Annotated in this window: 14 protein-coding genes; 11 read left to right on the plus strand and 3 right to left on the minus strand. The window is 51.8% G+C overall.

The genetic code is table 11. The annotated features are described in order from the left end of the window. The first annotated feature begins 564 nt into the window (after positions 1 to 564). The 9 genes from K0B01_11055 to K0B01_11095 all read left to right on the plus strand — a co-directional run bounded on the left by K0B01_11055 (position 565) and on the right by K0B01_11095 (position 10,371). Entirely contained in the window at positions 565 to 714 is a 150-nt protein-coding gene (locus K0B01_11055) for a hypothetical protein (protein ID MBW6486673.1), read from the plus strand. A 27-nt stretch (positions 715 to 741) separates the two neighbouring features. Further along, the gene (locus K0B01_11060; protein MBW6486674.1) at positions 742 to 1,035 is read left to right on the plus strand and encodes a hypothetical protein; all 294 of its coding nucleotides are present in this window, start codon (positions 742 to 744) and stop codon (positions 1,033 to 1,035) included. A 73-nt stretch (positions 1,036 to 1,108) separates the two neighbouring features. Beyond that, on the plus strand, positions 1,109 to 2,752 hold the full coding sequence (locus K0B01_11065) for a putative DNA binding domain-containing protein (GenBank protein MBW6486675.1): 1,644 nt from the start codon (positions 1,109 to 1,111) through the stop codon (positions 2,750 to 2,752). A gap of 223 nt (positions 2,753 to 2,975) precedes the next feature. Beyond that, positions 2,976 to 5,384: an Hsp70 family protein gene (locus tag K0B01_11070; GenBank protein MBW6486676.1), complete on the plus strand. Its 2,409-nt coding sequence runs from the start codon at positions 2,976 to 2,978 to the stop codon at positions 5,382 to 5,384. A gap of 2 nt (positions 5,385 to 5,386) precedes the next feature. Next, complete coding sequence (locus K0B01_11075) at positions 5,387 to 6,619, plus strand: UvrD-helicase domain-containing protein (protein ID MBW6486677.1); 1,233 nt, start codon at positions 5,387 to 5,389, stop codon at positions 6,617 to 6,619. A 53-nt stretch (positions 6,620 to 6,672) separates the two neighbouring features. Continuing rightward, positions 6,673 to 7,050, plus strand: a complete 378-nt coding sequence (locus K0B01_11080) for a hypothetical protein (protein MBW6486678.1) — start codon at positions 6,673 to 6,675, stop codon at positions 7,048 to 7,050. Between the two features lie 801 nt (positions 7,051 to 7,851). Then, the gene (gene rfbB / locus K0B01_11085; protein MBW6486679.1) at positions 7,852 to 8,946 is read left to right on the plus strand and encodes a dTDP-glucose 4,6-dehydratase; all 1,095 of its coding nucleotides are present in this window, start codon (positions 7,852 to 7,854) and stop codon (positions 8,944 to 8,946) included. Further along, positions 8,936 to 9,745 (plus strand): enoyl-CoA hydratase/isomerase family protein, encoded by an 810-nt coding sequence (locus K0B01_11090; protein MBW6486680.1) that lies wholly within the window; start codon positions 8,936 to 8,938, stop codon positions 9,743 to 9,745. The genes rfbB and K0B01_11090 overlap by 11 nt, the downstream gene beginning before the upstream one ends. Positions 9,746 to 9,855: 110 nt before the next feature. Then, a complete protein-coding gene (locus K0B01_11095) occupies positions 9,856 to 10,371 on the plus strand; it encodes a ferritin family protein (protein ID MBW6486681.1) in 516 nt (171 codons plus the stop codon). 196 nt (positions 10,372 to 10,567) lie between these two features. On the opposite strand, the gene K0B01_11100 is transcribed toward K0B01_11095, so the two are convergent. Both K0B01_11100 and K0B01_11105 read right to left on the minus strand, forming a co-directional pair. Continuing rightward, entirely contained in the window at positions 10,568 to 12,568 is a 2,001-nt protein-coding gene (locus tag K0B01_11100) for an ABC-F family ATP-binding cassette domain-containing protein (protein ID MBW6486682.1), read from the minus strand. A 194-nt stretch (positions 12,569 to 12,762) separates the two neighbouring features. After that, a complete protein-coding gene (locus K0B01_11105; GenBank protein ID MBW6486683.1) occupies positions 12,763 to 14,121 on the minus strand; it encodes a tetrathionate reductase family octaheme c-type cytochrome in 1,359 nt (452 codons plus the stop codon). A gap of 396 nt (positions 14,122 to 14,517) precedes the next feature. Here K0B01_11105 and K0B01_11110 point away from each other — a divergent pair, with 396 nt between their 5' ends. Together K0B01_11110 and K0B01_11115 are read left to right on the plus strand one after the other, a co-directional pair. Continuing rightward, positions 14,518 to 15,792, plus strand: a complete 1,275-nt coding sequence (locus K0B01_11110; protein ID MBW6486684.1) for a CBS domain-containing protein — start codon at positions 14,518 to 14,520, stop codon at positions 15,790 to 15,792. A gap of 30 nt (positions 15,793 to 15,822) precedes the next feature. Then, positions 15,823 to 17,106 (plus strand): Nramp family divalent metal transporter, encoded by a 1,284-nt coding sequence (locus K0B01_11115; protein ID MBW6486685.1) that lies wholly within the window; start codon positions 15,823 to 15,825, stop codon positions 17,104 to 17,106. Here K0B01_11115 and lepB read toward each other — a convergent pair whose 3' ends face one another. Beyond that, the gene (lepB, locus tag K0B01_11120) at positions 17,107 to 17,718 is read right to left on the minus strand and encodes a signal peptidase I (protein MBW6486686.1); all 612 of its coding nucleotides are present in this window, start codon (positions 17,716 to 17,718) and stop codon (positions 17,107 to 17,109) included. Between the last annotated feature and the right edge of the window lie 10 nt (positions 17,719 to 17,728).

A 17,728-nucleotide genomic window follows, 5' to 3' on the forward strand; every position in this document is an offset into this window, starting at 1 on the left:
CCTGTATGCTGGCTCATTTTTTCCTCTGGCACATGAGAATCCGGTTGGGGAAAAAAAGCACCAGCCATTACGCTGTCGCAGCTTAGGCTGCTCATCAGCGTTGCCTTACCCATGAAAAAGTTTGATGCTATTGATCTCATTGACCTTGTCTTATGGATACAAATGAAGAACCACCGGGCATATCTCTCTCATAGGAAACGAAAACTTGATGCGTTGAAAATGAATAGTCATGTATCGTTGTAGGGTTATGACGATGCAGGTTTGGTTTTCAATTCGACAATAATTGGATTGGTTCCTTGGTACACACTTACTGGTGTTGGCAACAATTCACTTAAGAAAGCTACTCGCTACCGAAGCGAGAAGCCACGACCCGATCTGCCGAAGCGCGAGGAATTAGAGGTTATTAGCCGTCGTTTCGCTGTGAAATACCTGCTTGGTGTTATGAATTCAACGCCAGCGCGACACTTTCTCCTTAATAATCGACGACACAATGTTAGTCTCTACCCCGACGACTGGAAGCAACTCCCCATCCCTGATGTCCCGCCAGAAAAACAGGCTCCGATTGTGACGCTGGTTGAGCAGATTCTGGCGGCAAAGACAGCCGACAAAACCGCAGATATAACCGCCCTGGAAGCCAAAATCGATATACTCGTTTCAACCCTCTATGGGCTAACGGAAAATGAAATCGGCGTTGTGGAGGGAAAATATTCTTAATAAGGAGAATATAGAGGAAATACAGGCATGGTAAGATTGCCGGGGGCATCGAAAGAAGCCTTACAAAAAGCAAGAGATTTCGCCCTGCCTGCTGTTGAAGTCTACAACAAGTCGGCTATTACATTCGCACTGCAACTTTATCCATCTGCGGAAAACCTTGCTGAAGCGGTACGTTGCAAGCGTGACGTCAAGGCAGCCGCAGAATTCGTGGAGCAGTATAGTTCATCTATGGCAACGGAGGTGTTTCAGAGCAGACCGAAATCAAGTATTGTATCTATAACAAGCGCCACAATGACTATGGCTACACAGACGAATGGGTGAAATTCCTTACCGTAAAGTTTAAGGATGAAAAGGCATATGAGGAACTGTTCACAACAGCAGGAGAGCCATAAACATGAGCGATTTTGATTGGATTCTTCATCAAGAGGAAGGGCAGTTCTTCGAGCGGAAGAGCTGTTTTGACCGTTCGCAGGATAAGGTCAGGCGACGACCGGTTCGCGATGTGGCGTGGGATGTGGCCGAGACATTGGCGGCAATGGCGAACGCAGACGGCGGCACGCTGGTACTCGGCATCGAGGATGACGGCGCCGTTTCCGGTGCGGACTATCCGGAAGATCGTCTGAAAATCCTGCACTCGGCCCCAAAAACCCATATCAAACCGGCGGTAAAGGCCCGGATTAGGGAGAACAACCTCGACGGAAAGCCGGTTCTCCTTTTCGAGGTGGACTGGAGTATGGAAGCGCACCAGCTTACCGACGGCCGGTATCTCCTGCGCATCGACGACAAAAACATTCCGTTCCCCGCCGCTGACATTGAAGCCATGAAGGAAGGTAAGCGACGCCGTGTTACCGAAACGCGCTTTGTCTCCGAGGCGACGCTTGCCGACCTCGATCTTGCACTTATCGACAGACTTGGCGAACGGCAGGGGATGAGGGCTTCGTCGGAGGAGATCCTGGCGCATTACCGTCTTGCGGAAGGACGCAATGGCAAGACCGTCCTGACTATGGCAGCGCTTCTGCTTTTCGGCAAGGCCCCGGGGCGCTGGCATCCGCGTTGCGGCATCGATTTCGTCAAGTACGAAGGAACAGAGCGCCGTGTGGGCGCAGCGCTGAACATCATCAAGCGGGAACGGATCGAGGGTCCGCTTGTGCTGCTAATCGAGAAGGCCTACGAGACCATCCGACCGCATCTGCGGGAACGTCAGCGCCTTGTCGATCTTTTCTTTGAAGAGAAGCTTGAATATCCAACCTTTGCCTGGCAGGAGACCATCGTCAACGCCGTCGCCCACCGGGACTATCGTTACGAAGGACTGGGCATCGAGATCTGGATGTTCGACGATCGCCTTGAGATCCGCAGCCCCGGAGAGCTGGTGGAGCCGGTGACGCTGGAGAGACTGCTTAGACGAGAGCGCATTCATGCCTCCCGTAACCCGCGAATCGTGCGGGTGCTAAGCGATTTCGGCTACATGCGCGAACAGGGCGAGGGCATACCCCGCATCTTCGAGGCGATGGAACGCGACGGCCTCTACCCGCCGGGAATCAGGCTGGAGGCAGAGGCCATTTTTACCGTCACGCTGCGGAACACCGTGGCCTACTCGCCCGAAACGCTCCGCTGGCTGGTGCAATTCGAGCCTCAGGGACTCAACGGCAATCAGAAGCGCATCCTGGTCTACGCAAAGGAGCATCAAAATGCCTTTACCAGCAGGGAATATCAGAAACTGGTGGGCGCGGACATCTACCAGGCGTCGCGAGATATCAAGGATCTGATCGGTAAAGGACTCGTGAAATTGCCCCGAAAAGGCGGCCGGATTTATGAGCTTCTTCCGGTCGCTTCCGGAGCAACGGCCGAGAAGCCGCCGGAGTATGTCGCGCTGGAGGCGGTGCTGAAGGAAAACGGTTTTATAAAAAATGAAGACATCCGCAAGGTGTTAGGGGTGTCACGATTTAGTGCCAATCGTATTGCCAAACGGTTCATTACAGAGGGGTGGTTGAAATCGGAGGGCAGTAAACGAGGAAGGCGTTATATTTCAGCAATTTGAAACAAATATCAAGCATCCTCAGGTAAATATCGAGCAGTCCCACGAAACGGCTGCTCGATATGAAGCTGCTCGATAAAGGCGAGGGAATTTATTCTTTGAAAAACGAGGCGTTACTTTCCTATTTATCGGACACTCTCCGATCGTTATTGGACATCTTAAATAACCGTATGTCCAATCAGACGATGACCTATTCGATGAATACATCGCAATAACGGGGTTGGGTATGAAAGAAATTCAGTTGTTCACATCGGCAATGGATGTCAAGGGGCGCACCCAGACGACACGCGCCTTTGGCATCGATCTGGGCACCACCAATTCCAGCGTTGCGGAGGCTTCGTGGGAAGCGGGGGGAAAACCGGTCTGCCGAGTTCTGGAGATCGATCAATCGCTCTGGCCGGCGGGAACCATGACGAGCTCCCTCGTGCCTTCGGTGGTGGCTGTTCTGGACAACGAAGGCACGATCATCGGCGAAGGGGCGAAAAGGCTGCGCACCAGACCCCAGGAGGCCAACCTGTTTCCGGAAAGGAACCTGTTTTACGAGACAAAAAACGATATGGGGTTGCGTAAAACCTATCATCGGGCGCCAGAGTCTTTCAATCACGCCTCGAAGATCGCCGGTCACCTTCTCCGATTTCTGAAAGACGCCGTATGTCAGGATGAGCAAGGTAAGCCTGCTCACTTCTGCGTCACGGCGCCCGCCTCCTTCCAGCTCAATCAACGCCGGGATACGCTTCTCGCCTGCGGTTATGCAGGTATCAACCTTCAGGATGACGATCTCCTCGATGAACCCACGGCTGCCCTCATCGACTACATTATAAGCGAGGGGTCCGACCGCATCGTCGAGGCGGGCAAGACAACCAAGTGCGTCGTCTTCGATTTCGGTGGCGGCACCTGCGATGTGTCCGTATTGGAAATCACAGGAGACAAAAAAACGAAACAGATCCAAATGGGCCAGATTGCCGTTTCCCGTTACCATCGCCTGGGAGGCGGGGATCTGGACGCCGCAATCGTCCACGAACACCTGATTCCCTCGTTGCTGAAGGAAAACAACCTGGGGCCGCTTGATCTTACCTGGGCGGAAAAGAAACGTGGGCTCGAACCACAGCTTCTGGGAACGGCGGAAGCCCTGAAAGAGGCCCTCTGCCGAGAGATCGACCGGCTGAAGAAGTTTGGCAAATACGACGAAGCGGTTAAAGAAGAGGTGATGGCGAGACAGCCGGGAATTACGCTGTATTTGGGAAAGAGCTCATTCCACATGGCCCGCCCGACCCTGACCGCGATGCAATGGGAAACTATCCTGGCGCCGTTTCTCGACCGGGATCTCCTCTATGCCAGGCAGACGGAATTCCGTCTGACCCAGTCCATCCTCGCCCCCCTTCAGGATGCCCTGGATCGGGCTGCCCAAAAGCCGGAAGAAATTGATTTCTGTCTCATGGTCGGCGGCAGTTCCCTGATTCCCCAAATACGGGAGGCGATCGAGACATTCTTTCAGAAAAGCGCCGTTGGTTTTTTTCAGGATCCTCTCGCCATCCAACTCTCCGTCGCTCGGGGTGCCGCCTGGAACAGCCTCTACAAGGCCCTTACAGGGCAGAACCTCATTTGCCCCGTCCTCCATGATGCTTTGTCACTGGTCACCACGGGTGAAGAGCTCTTTCCACTTATCCCGGCGCAGACAGCCCTTCCCTATCCTGCTGAAGAGGCCTGGGCTCAGGTGGAACTCGTCATTCCTGCCCACGAGGATCTATTCACGGAGAAGCTGCTTTTGAAAGTCGTGAGTGCAAAGGACGGACAGGCGATATTTCATGAAATATGGAACATCCCCGAGCACGTGACAGCCGGGACAGAGATTGTCATGGAATATCGACTCACGGCGGGCAAGCAGTTTCAATGCCGGGCCTTTCTGAAAGATGATCCGGAGGCCGTTTTCGAACATACCGTGGAGAACCCGTTTGTGAATGTCGTCAATCCCGGCAGCATCCGACTGCTCATCGAAGAAAAGGAAGAAGAGTTGAAAAAGAGGAGTGGCGGATCGCCTAGTGACCGGGATGATTTCATTAAGCTTGCCCGGTGGTACGCCGAGTTGAATCAGAAAGAGAGGGCCTTGGATTGGTTGAGATCGGCTTTGAAAAGCCTCGGAAAGCCCGATGTGGAGATTCTGAATCTTCAAGGAATCTATTATGGAGGACTCGGCGACCATGAGCGGGCAGACAAACTCTACCGGGAAGCGGACCGCGCTACGACATCCTGGAATGGTCCCTTGTTCAACCTGGCCCTGAGCTTTTTCCGAAGATCGATGTACCAGGAGGCGGTCGATACAATCGAGGCGGCGATCAGGAAGGGTGGGCAAAAAGGTGAATGCCTGACGCTGAAGGGAATGTGCCTGGAGAAGATCGATCCCGACAAGGGTTACAAACCCATCTACCTGCAGGCCATCAAGGCTTTCGGCAGACCCGACACCCTGTCCGACTGGGAGCTGGGTTGGTTTATAACGGCGGCACGAGGTGCAGAGGATGAAAAGGCCACCCAACAGGCGGAAAAGGAAAAGAGCAAACGAAAGAAAAAAGGGGAACCGGATATCGATTTGGAGGCGCCACTGCCGGGGATCAAGGGCGGATTGATCGTGAGGGGGTAACGATGGGAACATGGCTCTTGCCACCGGGAGATCTAACGCCGGACCAGACCCGGGCCGTTGAAATGAAGCCGGATCAAAACCGTGTCGTCTTCGGAATTGCCGGATCCGGAAAAACGCAGGTTCTGATCCATCGGGCGAGCTACCTGGCCAAGACATATAAAGTTCCTTCGGAAAAATACAGGGTCTTCGTCTTCACAAACGTCATCAAACAGTACATCAAATCGGGGATTCAATTCCTGGGACTCCCTGATGAGACGGTCAGCACCTTCGATCACTGGTGCCGCCTCATCTACGAGAGGGAAATATCGAAAAGCCTCCCTTGGGCAGGGAGAACCATCGATTTTGAAAAGATCCGTCTATCCGTCCTGGAGCGCTTGAAGACGCGTCCTGCTCTTCAAAAGACCCTGGATTTCATCCTTGTGGATGAAGGGCAGGATTTGAGCCCACAGGCCTTTGAAATCATTTCCTTGGCGGCACGGCATGTCACCGTCTTCGCCGACCGGATGCAGCAGATATTTGAAGAGGGCGCCGGGGAAGAACAGATCTTGGCAAGGATGGGACTCAGGAAGGAAAACGCCACGCTGTTGGGAGCTTATAGAAACTCACCCTATGTGGCTCAACTGGCGGCATATTTTATACCCGACCCCGTACGTCGCGGACATTATCTTTCTCAAATCGGTACGCAGCAACTGACGAAGGAACGGCCGCTCTGCTTTATCGCCAGCAATCATGACGAGGAGATGGATCGCATGGCCGAGGTCATTCGACAGCGCCAGTTGAGGAACGAACGTGTCGGCATCGTTGTGCCGAAAAACAAGCAGGTACATGGTTTTGCCACCGCCATGCAGGAGAGGGGGATCGATATTGAGAAAGCCGTACCTCCAAAGAGGCCGGGTATGCCGGCGGATTTTGATTTTGGCAACAACCTTCCCAAGATCGCAACGTACCACAGCGCCAAGGGCCTTACGTTCGACAGTGTCCTTCTCCCGAAAATAACGGCGAGTGCCTTCGATAATATTCATGACAGCAGGTTGAAGCAACGAATGTTGTTCGTTGGTGTCGCCCGCGCAACCCAGTGGGTTTATCTCAGCACAACAAAGGGTATGGAACTTGAGGAATTTTCTCTTCTCAAAGATGCGGCAGCCAAGAATCACCTGACCATTCAGGACGGAAAAACATCACCGATCAAACCCAAGACGGCGCAACCGGATAACGATTATGACGCTCCGTTCTGAGGTCGTTGCTGGCTTGGAGATAGGTTATTGAATCATCTTTTCAGGAGACAGCCATGAAAACCATCCGGATATCCGACGAAGTATGGAATGAAATCGCTAAAAGAGGCAAGTTCGGCGAGACGGAAGACGATGTTCTCAGGCGAGTATTCACCATTGCCTGTCCATCTCCTCGAACACCGAGACCAATGCCGCCAAGAGTTAAAAAGGCGATCTTCCGGATGTCTACGTTTGTAAGGAGCGGGACCTTGTTTGTCGAGTTTGAAAACGGCAGGAAAAACCAATGGGCCTTGCCCGATCAACGAGACAAGGACGGGATTCGGAAAGTTCGGGATGCTGCCGTTGACTTCGCCCAACAAAACAGCGCCTCACGGGGTCAAATGAATGCGGTAAAAAAAGTCCTTACGGATGCGGGGTATTATGTATCGAGGTAACTTACCGAGTTTCCAATCTTCTTCTGCGCATTACGGAAAGAAAGCTTGTATAAAAACACATCAGCCTCGGTTATTGACTACAATAAAGAGTTGTCAGCTAATCGCAATGATTGAAATAGATGATAAGTAGGTGAAGACAATTTCGAGGGCATCTCAGCTTTATTACGGACGCCTTATTGATTGCCAAAAGTACTCCGCTATACAAACGCATTTTTCTCAAACATTTACTATAAGAGAAAGAATCCTCCGCTGCAAAACGATAAAATTCAAGACCCCATACTTTTGTTATTACAAGACAGGCGAAGTGTTTCAAGGGGCGAAAATAATTGCATCGCGTAGCCTGGAAGTGCAACAAAGCCGTATTTTTCGTAGAATTTAGATATTCGGGGGACATAATAACAATAAAAGGCATTGACCTGCAGGGAATCGGGATTGGAAAATTTGTATATCCACCGGGTGGATTATCGCATGCACAAAAGCCCACCGTAGATATTCCTGAGTGGGTTACACCTCTCGAGCCTGATTCATCACGTTCGACTGCGGCTCTCCCCCAAGCAGCCATCGTTATCCGTCCCTTTGCGATCACATCGACCATTTTCATCGCCACATCTTTGCCGCTTTGCCCCAAAAGACCTTTGATATATTTACCTTCCCAATCAATTTTTTTGACGATATTGATTGACAACAGCGCAAAATAAAATATTATGGCGGACGAAGGTGGATGGTCTCGTTAAAATACGCAGTCGTCAACCTTCGACCCCCTTTCCGGGGGCAATGAACCGGCATCAGAAAAGGAGGAAAATGGACAGCGAAAATCTACTGGTAACAGGGGGATGCGGATTTATCGGGAGCAACTTTATCCGTTATCTGCTGGCAAACGATAATTTTCACGGGCGGATCGTCAATGTTGACTGCCTGACTTATGCGGGAAATCCGGAAAATCTCCAGGGGCTCGCTGAGCAATATCCCGGCAGGTACGTCTTCGAAAAGGCGGATATTTGCGATTCGCCGGCAATCCAGGCGATTTTTTCACGCTATGCAATCGATTCCGTCTGCCATTTTGCCGCCGAGTCGCATGTCGATCGTTCGATAAAAAGACCGGAGGCGTTCATTCAGACCAACATCAATGGTACATTCAATCTGCTGGAGGCGGCCCGGGCAACTGCCTCTTCCGGGAAATTTTATCTCTTCCATCACATCAGCACCGACGAGGTCTATGGCAGCCTCGGTCCGGACGGATATTTTACCGAAGAGACGCCTTATCGTCCGAACAGCCCCTATTCGGCATCCAAGGCATCGTCCGATCACCTGGTGCGCGCCTACCATGAAACGTACGGTCTGCCGACCACAATATCGAATTGTTCAAACAACTACGGCCCTTATCAGTTCCCCGAAAAGCTGATTCCGCTGGTTATTCTCAATGCCCTGGAGGGAAAGGCGCTGCCCGTTTATGGAGACGGAAAAAATGTTCGCGATTGGCTCTACGTCACCGACCATTGCGAGGCAATTGCGGAAATAATGGGAAAGGGAAAGCGGGGTGGGACGTACAACATCGGTGGACATGCGGAGATGGAAAATATTGTTATTGTCGAGATGATCTGTGATCTTTTAGACGAATTTTCGCCTGCCGGAAACCCACGCCGGGGACTGATAACCTTTGTGAAGGATCGCCCCGGACATGATCGCCGCTACGCCATTGATTTCTCTAAACTGCATCGGGAACTGGGTTGGTCCCCGCGGGAGTCGTTTGCCACGGGGCTGAGGAAGACAGTTTTGTGGTATCTCGAAAACCGGGGTTGGGGGGAGAGGATTCGCAGCGGCGCGTATCTGAACTGGATTCAGGAAAACTATGGAACGCGGCCGCAGGCCGCCGGGGAGGCAATGAATGGCGCTTAATTACGAAAAAGAGGGACATATTGTCAAGGTCGGCCTGAACCGTCCGAAGGAGAAAAACGCACTCGACCCGCAGATTCTGATGGATCTGCACCGGGCGTGGCAGGAGATCAATGCCGATGACGAAATCAGGGTCGTCATCCTCTATTCCTGTCTCCCGGATATCTTCTGCTCGGGGATGGACCTGGGTTCGGCGATCCCGATTCTGACCAAGATGCGGGAACCTCAGACCGAGGCGGAAAAATGGTTTGACGAATTCGGAACTCAGGTTGCGGAGGCCATGTTGAAGCCGAACATCGTAAAAAAGCCGGTCATCGCGGCGGTAAACGGTTATTGTCTGACCGGCGGCTTTGAGATGGTGATGGGCGCCGATCTGCGCCTTGCCTCCGCGGATGCGGTTTTTCAGATGCGGGAGGCAAGTCTCGGGATTATGCCGACAGGCGGTTCCAATGTTTACCTGCCCCGCATCCTGACTCCCTGCCGGGCGATGGAGGTGCTTTTGACTGCGGACAATTTCAGCGCCCATACCCTTTATAACTGGGGTTTCCTCAATCGCGTTGTCCCCTCCGGCGGGTTGATGGAGGCGGCGCTGGAGATGGCCGCAAGAATAGCGGGCAATGGGCCCCTGGCAGTTCAGGGGATCGTGCGCTGCTTGCGGGAGAGCATGGACATGAGCTACCGGGAAGCCTTCCGGAAGGAGCTGGAAATCGGAATGCCTGTCTTCAGCAGTCTCGACGCCCGGGAGGGGATTAAAGCCATGAAAGAGAAGCGCAAACCGGATTTCCCTGGCAAGTACCGATGACAATGCCGAGGGGGTTAAGAAACGCCTGGCGTCTAACGTTTCGCCCACAGTTGATCAAAGCGGTTCAAGGGAAGGAAAACAAGCAATCGAATTAACGAAAGGGGAATGTTATGGAAGAACGATTGAATGCACTGGAAATGGCGCTGAAAAACGAGATGACGGAGCGTAATTTCTATCTTGAGAATGCCGCGAGAACGTCAAACCCGCTGGGCAAGGCGATGTTTGCGCAGATTGCCGAAGAGGAGCTCGAGCACTACGAGCGCCTGTCGCAGCTTGCCGAAGTCTGGAAAAAGGATCAGAAATGGCCGGGAACTGTTTCGCTGCAGGTGAAAAATTCTGCGGTGAAAGCGGTTTTCGGAACAGCGGCGAAGGGGACGGCAAACAGCAGCGGCGTTGAAGACGACTTAAAGGCCGTTCGCGTTGCCATTGATTTCGAGGCAAAAGGGGCGCAGTTCTATGCAGAGCTCCGAGACAAATCGGTGGAGCCGAAAGAGAAGGCCTTTTTTGAGCTGCTGGCGAATATCGAGCATGAGCATTTCACCTCCCTGAAGGACACGGAAGAGTTCTTTGTCGATCCGGGTGGGTGGTTCCGGAAGCAGGAATCCTCCGGCCTGGACGGGGCATAGCCGCCTTTGTCCTCACCAATAATGACGATTCCGTAAAAAGTCCCTGCCTGTCATTGCGATGAGCGTACCGGCGTGGCAATCTCTTTTATAATCAGCAACTTTGGAGATTGCCGCGTAGCGCTTGCAATAACAAAATGGCAGCTTTCCGATTTGTTGCGAAGCCATCAACAATACCTTTCCCTTGCGGGCGGGGGCATTACAGGGGCGCTGATTCTTCCCAAGCCTCTATTTTCAGGGTGAGATCGTTCCATGCATAGTAGAGGTCTTCCAACTCCCCGTCAATAGACCTGAGTTCGAGGTTCATCTGCCGGACAAGCTCCGGTTGCTGATATATTTCCGTTTGGCAAAGAGCCTCTTCGGTTTCCCGTTTTTTTTTCTCAAGGAGAGAGATTTTGGTCTCTGTTTTGGCCAGTTCCCTTTTGAGACTGGCGGTCGCCTTCGAGATGCGGTTTCTCTCCTCAGCCTCTGAGCGTTTTTCTTCTTTGGTCTTTTTTGCCTTTATTTCACCACCCGCTTGAACGAGTTCCACCCCGGCATTGCCTTCTTTTTGCAGGGGCGAAGCGGAGAGGACAGAAGACGGCGCTGACTCCAGTTCCTTTCTTTTTTCAATGAACCACGAGTAGTTGCCGTTGTACTCATGGCAGATGCCGTCCTTGAGTTCAAATACCCGTCCCACGAGGTTGTCGAGGAAATAGCGGTCGTGGGAGACAATCAGGATGGTTCCCCCGTAACTCAACAAGGCGTTCTGAAAGACCTCCTTGGTCTTGATGTCGAGATGGTTTGTCGGCTCGTCAAGGATCAGGAGGTTTGTGTCTTCGAGGAGTATCTTCAACAGGGCGAGACGAGATTTTTCGCCGCCGGAGAGGACGGAGATTTTCTTGTAAACGTCATCCCCGGAAAACAGAAAGGCGCCGAGAAGGTTGCGCCGTTCCTGGTCGTTGCTTCTTGTGCCGACGAGATTGACCTCTTCCCAGATCGTTCTGTCGTAATCTAGGTTCAGCGCGCTTTCCTGAGAGAAAAAAGCGGTTTTCACATTCAGGCCAATGGCTATATTTCCGGAGGACGGTTCTTCGGCGCCGCTCAATAGGCGCGAGAGAGTGGATTTGCCGGCCCCGTTCATTCCCACGACTGCGGCCTTTTCTCCGCGATAGAGGGTAAAATTGAGATCGTGAAAGACAGCATGATCGCCGTACGCTTTGGCCAGGCCGCTGACCGAGAGGACTTCCTTGCCGCTTTTGGGGCTTTCCGGAAAGCGGATCGTCACGGTTTTTCCTTCCCCTTCCTCGCGGATAGAGTCGAATCTTTCGAGCATCTTGAGGCGGCTTTGCACCTGATTGGCCTTGGTTGCCTTGTAACGGAACCGCTCGACAAAGTCTTTGATCCGTTTGATCTCGGCCTTCTGGAGCTCCATCTCCTTTTTCAGGGCCTCTTTGCGGCGCTGCTTCTCCCTGAGATAATATGTGTAATTTCCTTTGTATATTTCAAGTTTTTGACCGGACAGCTCGGCGATGAAACCGGTTATTTTGTCCAGAAAAACGCGATCATGGGTGATCGTAATGATCATGCCGGGATAGTCCTTAAGCTGACTTTCCATCCATTCCATGCTCTCCGTGTCCAAGTGGTTGGTCGGTTCGTCGAGGAGCATTATATCCGGTCGGGAAAGCAGGATGACGGAAAGCATGATCCGCATCTTCCAGCCGCCGGAGAAGTCGGCGCAGTTCTTGAGAAAATCCGTTTCCTGAAAGCCGAAGCCGGCGAGCATCTGCTTTGCCCGGGCCTCGAAGGCATAGCCGTTTTTCGCATCGAAGAGGGCCGTACTTCGTTCATAATCGGATAAAAGTTTTTCGTGATCAGCGTCATTGCCGCTGGAGTTGGAAAGGGCTTCTTCGCAGAGTTTCAGCTTCTTTTCCAGATCAAACACGCCGCTTTTAATCCGGACAAATTCCAAAAGGGGAATGGGATCAAGTTCCACAAGGTCCTGCGGGAGATAGCCTATGGTCGCCTTTTTGCGGTTGGATATTTCTATTGAACCCTTGTCCGGCTCAAGGATGCCGGCAATTATCTTCAAGAGGGTTGTTTTCCCCGCTCCGTTGTCGCCGACCAGACCGACCCGGCTGCGGTCAGGGATTGTCCAGTTGAGATTGTCGAAGATCTTCCGGTCGGCAAAGGAAAGGCTTAACTCTTTGATGTAAATCAAGTATTCTTAATCTCCCGAATGAAATAGTATGGCAGATCCCCTTTGTAAACAGGATGATCGCGTTTTTGAATGCAAATTCGTTCGGCGGGGCTTATAGCAGGCGCAGGCTTGGCTATCAAGGGCGGTTTTTAAATTGATAATAATTCCAGCGGACTTCCCGTTGGCAGGGGAAGCCCGCTGGAACGAAATGAGGTTTATTTCTTCTTTTTCAGGATCGGGTCATTTTCATACCCCAGCGCTTTCCAGTCAAGCTTCCCATGGGAGCCATGGCAGGCCGTGCAGCGGAAGGCCTGCTCTTTGGGGGCAACCATGTGGTTGACAGGCATTGCCATACTGGTTTCCACAAAGCCGTATTTTCCACTGTAGGGCTGGCCGCCGGCCTTCATTCCTTCTTCAATCGCCTTGTCCCAGTTGAAGTCTTTCCAGTAGCCGTTAAATAATTTTGCAAAAGCCATGGTGTTGTTGCCGGAGTCATAGGGCTGTTTCCCCCGCATGACCTTGAAGGGCATGAGCTTGGAATTCTTGTCGAAACGATTGCCCTGCGGGCTATTTAATTTGACAACCTTTGCCGGGTTGATCTTGTCGCCGGGTAGAATTCTCTCGGCCTTGCCGTTGTACCAAAGCAGTTCCGGAGCGAAGTTTTTATTCCATTTGAATTCGCCCTTTATTTTCAGATAATTATCCATGCCGAAGGCATCCTTCTTCGGTTTGATGTTTTTGCCGGCTTTTGACCAGTCCCACCAAACCTTGGTAGGCAGGCTTTTGGCGATTGTCGGGATGTGGCAGGCCTGGCAGGCTACCTTCGCGATGTGCTTTTCCACAAACTGATTTTTATGAATTTTGGCATCACTATGACAATCGGTGCAGGCGATGCGCTCAGCATTGCTGCCGGCAATCGTCAGCGATTGTCCCTTTATTGCATGCTTCTCGGCCGAGTGACACCCGGTGCATTCCATCTTTGCCTGGCCGCCCATGTGCACATCAATCTCCGCGGTCGGATTGGTCAGGGAGGAGTCCAGATCGCCGTGTTTAACATGATCGCCGCCGCCCCCGTAGAAGTGGCAGGAGCCGCACGATTTTCGCGAAGTTGCCCCTACTTTCAGGGCGAGCTTTGCCAAATCGAGCTTCGGATCCGGCTGAACGGCGGGAGACACCTTTTTGTACGAACCGGTTGTGTCGTGGCAGGCGAGACAATCGACATTTTCGGCCTTGGAGAAGTCGTAGCTGCCATCCTTCCAGTCGTAGCCGGCATGACAAATGGTGCAACCGGGCCAGTTGCCGGGAACGGCCAGGCAAAAGTTGTTGATGACGTTCTTCTTGCCTAACTCCATCTTCTTTCCGTTTACATCCTGTTCTTTAGACCATTTCCAGTGCGTTGTCTTCATTAAATCGGCGGCCTCCTTGTCGTGGCACTCCAGACATTTTGCGGTAACCTCCTGGCCGCTTTTAAAAGTGGCGCCTTCGACAAACTGGGCGTGGTCAACCTCGGCGAAGGCAGTGGAAGCTAAGACTGCACCTAAAAAGGCTGCCACCGCAAGAATCGTAATTCTCATAGTAATTTCCTCCCTCCATTAATTTGTAGTTTTCAAATCCGGCGTGTCTAACTGCTAAAAAAGCTGCTACTTTTTTGGGAGTGTTGATTGGGTAGTTTCTGAACATATATTAGCTAATTATGCAAGAGCCAATTGCAAAACTATTTGTCATTCCCGAATGCTTCTATCGGGAATACGGTTTTTCAAGCAGTTAGAACCAGATTCCCGCTTAAAATCATTGCGGGAATGACAGAATGTGAGAGTTTTGCAATTACCTCGCAAGAAAAAATGTTTTTTCTTGACTCGAGGGTACGGACGTCAAAAACGTTATTCAGCCATAAACGCAGCGTTGAAAAAGATTGCTTGAATATTGGAATAAATGCTATACGCGGGCGTAATTTGGAGGCGCCTATAATCATGGCAAACATGATCCCTAATCAGCATAATTCGGAACTCTTTATATTTTTCAGTCAATTGCTTGGCGAAAAGATAATTGATCCGAGGGGAAATTCTGTAGGCAGGCTCCTTGACCTGATCGTCAATATTGACGAAACGTATCCCCATGTTACGGGTGCGATGCTGCGTCTGGAAAAGAACAGGAAAATCCGTTTATTTTCGAGTCAGGGCTTTTATTTTACGGATGGTCATTTTACGGCAAGTTTTGCCGACGATGATTTGCCTCCGGATAAGGAACTTGCCGCCAGCGAACTCATGCTCAAAGAGGCGCTTCTGGATAAGCAGGTGGTTGACACCGATGGGGCGAAAATCAGGCGCGTTAACGACCTGCAGTTTCTGATAGCGAATAACGAGTTGTACCTTGTTCATGTAGATGTCGGTTTTCATGGACTCTTGCGACGTGTCGGCCTTAAAACTCTGTTCGGTTTTGTCCTCCGGGCCCTTTTTGATTATGAGATGTCCGACCAGCTCATTTCCTGGAAGTTTGTGCAGATGATCTCCTCTCCGGATCTGTTGCAATTGACGATCGCCCAGAATCGTCTTGGCCAACTGCACCCAGCAGATCTCGCTGATATCATTGAGGACCTTGATATCCATCAGCGCAAAGCCGTCTTTAACGCGCTGGACGTCGAAACAGCGGCGGAAACGCTCGAGGAGACTGATCCCAAGGTGCAGGTCAGCCTGATTGAGGGTCTTTCCACCGAAGATGCATCTGATATTATTGAGGAGATGTCTCTTTCTGAGGCAGCCGATCTCCTTGGCGATCTTTCGCCGGAAAAGGTCGAAGGCATTCTGAATGAAATGGAAAAGGATGCGGCCGACGACATGAAGGAACTTCTTGCCCATCCGGAAGAGAAGGCCGGTGGGTTGATGACCACAGCTTATCCCAGCTTTTCCCCGAACTGCACCGTCGCGGAGGCTCTGCAAGCCATTCGCGCTGACGCGGACGATCTCGATCTTATTTACTATAGTTACGTTGTGGACGAGCAAGAGCATATCCTCGGCGTGGTTTCCCTGCGGGAGCTGCTTGCGGCGGAGCCGGAGGCTGCGCTCTCCGGGATCATGGATACGCGGGTAATCTTTGTCAATGTTGAAGAAAAAAAAGGGCAGATCGCTGACGATTTTTTCAAGTATGGCCTGCAGGCGATTCCTGTCGTGGATGATGATGAACAACTCAAAGGAGTTATTCTATTTAAAAATCTCCTTGAAGTAATAGCGGCGAAACTGGGAAGATAGCACCAAAATGGATGAGGAAGGCGCTGAAGGATGGGCAATGCGGTCAATAAAAGGGTGGGTGGTTTTTTGCACGCATTTTTCGGCGCCCGCCGCTGGCGGAAGCTTTGGCTTTTTTTCGCCCTTATCGGGCCGGGAATCATTACCTCCAATGTTGACAACGATGCCGGCGGAATAACAACCTACTCGCTGGCCGGCGCCGATTACGGCCTTTCGCTTTTGTGGACGCTAATCCCGATTACCGGGGTGCTGATCGTAATCCAGGAGATGTGCGCCCGGATGGGTGTGGTTTCGGGTAAGGGTTTATCCGACTTGATCCGGGAGCGTTTCGGGGCGCGGATTACCTTTTACCTGATGATCGCCCTTTTTCTGACGAATCTCGGCAACACGATCTCCGAATTTGCCGGAATCGCGGCGAGCATGGAGATTTTCGGCGTCAGCAGATATATATCCGTGCCTGTGAGCGCGGCTTTTGTCTGGTGGCTGGTGGTGAAGGGGAATTACAAATCCGTCGAGAAGGTATTTCTCTTTGCCTGTGTTATTTATTTTTCTTATATAATCTCCGGCTTTATGGGGAATCCTGACTGGAGTGCAGTGGGTTCGGCATTCCTGACCCCGGTATTCAGAATGGATGCCGGTTTTCTGGCGATGGTTGTGGCGCTGGTCGGGACGACGATCGCCCCCTGGATGCAGTTTTACCTGCAATCGTCCGTTGTGGACAAGGGACTGAAGGCCGACGACTATCCCTTTACCAGGCTGGATGTGATCTTCGGGTCGGTTATGGTCAATGTGATCGCCTTTTTTATCATCCTGCTGTGCGCGATGACGCTCTTCAAAAACGGGATCCGGATCGAAAGCGCCGTTGACGCCGCCCAAGCTCTGGCCCCGCTCGCTGGCCAGTACGCGGCGCTGCTTTTCGCGTTCGGACTTCTGAACGCCTCCCTGTTTGCCGCCTCGATCCTGCCCATTTCCACCGCTTATACGATCTGCGAGGCCTTCGGCTGGGAATCGAGTCTCGACCGAAAGTTTCTGCAGGCCCCCCAGTTTTACAGCCTCTACACGCTGATGATTTTTCTGGGCGCGGGAATAATCCTCATGCCGGACATGCCGCTTATCCGTATTATGTTTTATTCACAGGTCATCAACGGGGCGCTCCTGCCGGTCATTCTTGTCTTCATGCTGCTTTTGGTAAACGACAAGCGCATTATGGGAAAGTATGTCAATGGTCCGATAATGAATGGCATTTCCTGGTTTACGGTTGCCGTATTGACCTTATTGTCGTTGGCAATGATATTTTTCTCACTGCTGGGCACGTAGTCAGTTGAGTATTCTTCCGGTTCTGTTCCAGCGCACGTTGTTGTTGTCACTGTCCCACGACCAGTAGATGACCAGCGCCTTCCCCAGTATATCCTGTTGACGGACGAATCCCCAGAAGCGGCTGTCGTAGCTTTCATCCCGGTTGTCCCCCATCACGAAAAATGAGTCCTCAGGCACTGTCACCGGACCGAAGTTGTCGCGGGGCTGGACAGAACCGGGGATTACAAGATTGTCCACATGCTTTCCGTATTCGTCGTTCCACGGAAGGTTGTTGATAAAAACCTGCTTGTTCCGCACCTCGATCGTGTCTCCGGGAAGCCCGATCATCCGTTTGATAAAATCCTTGGATCTGTCTTCAGGATAAATGAAAACAACTATATCGCCCCGTTTTGGTTTGCCGAACGGAATCAGGGTTGAGCGGATTAACGGCAGTTTGACGCCGTAGTTGAACTTGGTTACAAGCAGATGGTCGCCGATCAGCAGGGTCGGCTTCATGGAGCCGGACGGGATCTTGTAGGCCTGAACGAAGAATGTTCTTACGAAGAAGGCGATAACGACGGCTAAAATGATTGCTTCAAAATATTCCCGTAATTTAGATTTTTGTTTGGTCATCTGTTTTCCT

Source organism: Syntrophobacterales bacterium (genome assembly GCA_019429105.1).
In the GTDB taxonomy this organism is placed as follows: domain Bacteria; phylum Desulfobacterota; class Syntrophia; order Syntrophales; family UBA5619; genus DYTH01.

Coding starts and splice junctions, on each gene's coding strand:
- K0B01_11060 (MBW6486674.1), top strand. CDS start 742: ATGGTAAGATTGCCGGGGGCATCGAAAGAAGCCTTACAAAAAGCAAGA.
- K0B01_11065 (MBW6486675.1), top strand. CDS start 1,109: ATGAGCGATTTTGATTGGATTCTTCATCAAGAGGAAGGGCAGTTCTTC.
- K0B01_11070 (MBW6486676.1), top strand. CDS start 2,976: ATGAAAGAAATTCAGTTGTTCACATCGGCAATGGATGTCAAGGGGCGC.
- K0B01_11075 (MBW6486677.1), top strand. CDS start 5,387: ATGGGAACATGGCTCTTGCCACCGGGAGATCTAACGCCGGACCAGACC.
- K0B01_11080 (MBW6486678.1), top strand. CDS start 6,673: ATGAAAACCATCCGGATATCCGACGAAGTATGGAATGAAATCGCTAAA.
- rfbB (MBW6486679.1), top strand. CDS start 7,852: ATGGACAGCGAAAATCTACTGGTAACAGGGGGATGCGGATTTATCGGG.
- K0B01_11090 (MBW6486680.1), top strand. CDS start 8,936: ATGGCGCTTAATTACGAAAAAGAGGGACATATTGTCAAGGTCGGCCTG.
- K0B01_11095 (MBW6486681.1), top strand. CDS start 9,856: ATGGAAGAACGATTGAATGCACTGGAAATGGCGCTGAAAAACGAGATG.
- K0B01_11105 (MBW6486683.1), bottom strand. CDS start 14,121: ATGAGAATTACGATTCTTGCGGTGGCAGCCTTTTTAGGTGCAGTCTTA.
- K0B01_11110 (MBW6486684.1), top strand. CDS start 14,518: ATGGCAAACATGATCCCTAATCAGCATAATTCGGAACTCTTTATATTT.
- K0B01_11115 (MBW6486685.1), top strand. CDS start 15,823: ATGGGCAATGCGGTCAATAAAAGGGTGGGTGGTTTTTTGCACGCATTT.
- lepB (MBW6486686.1), bottom strand. CDS start 17,718: ATGACCAAACAAAAATCTAAATTACGGGAATATTTTGAAGCAATCATT.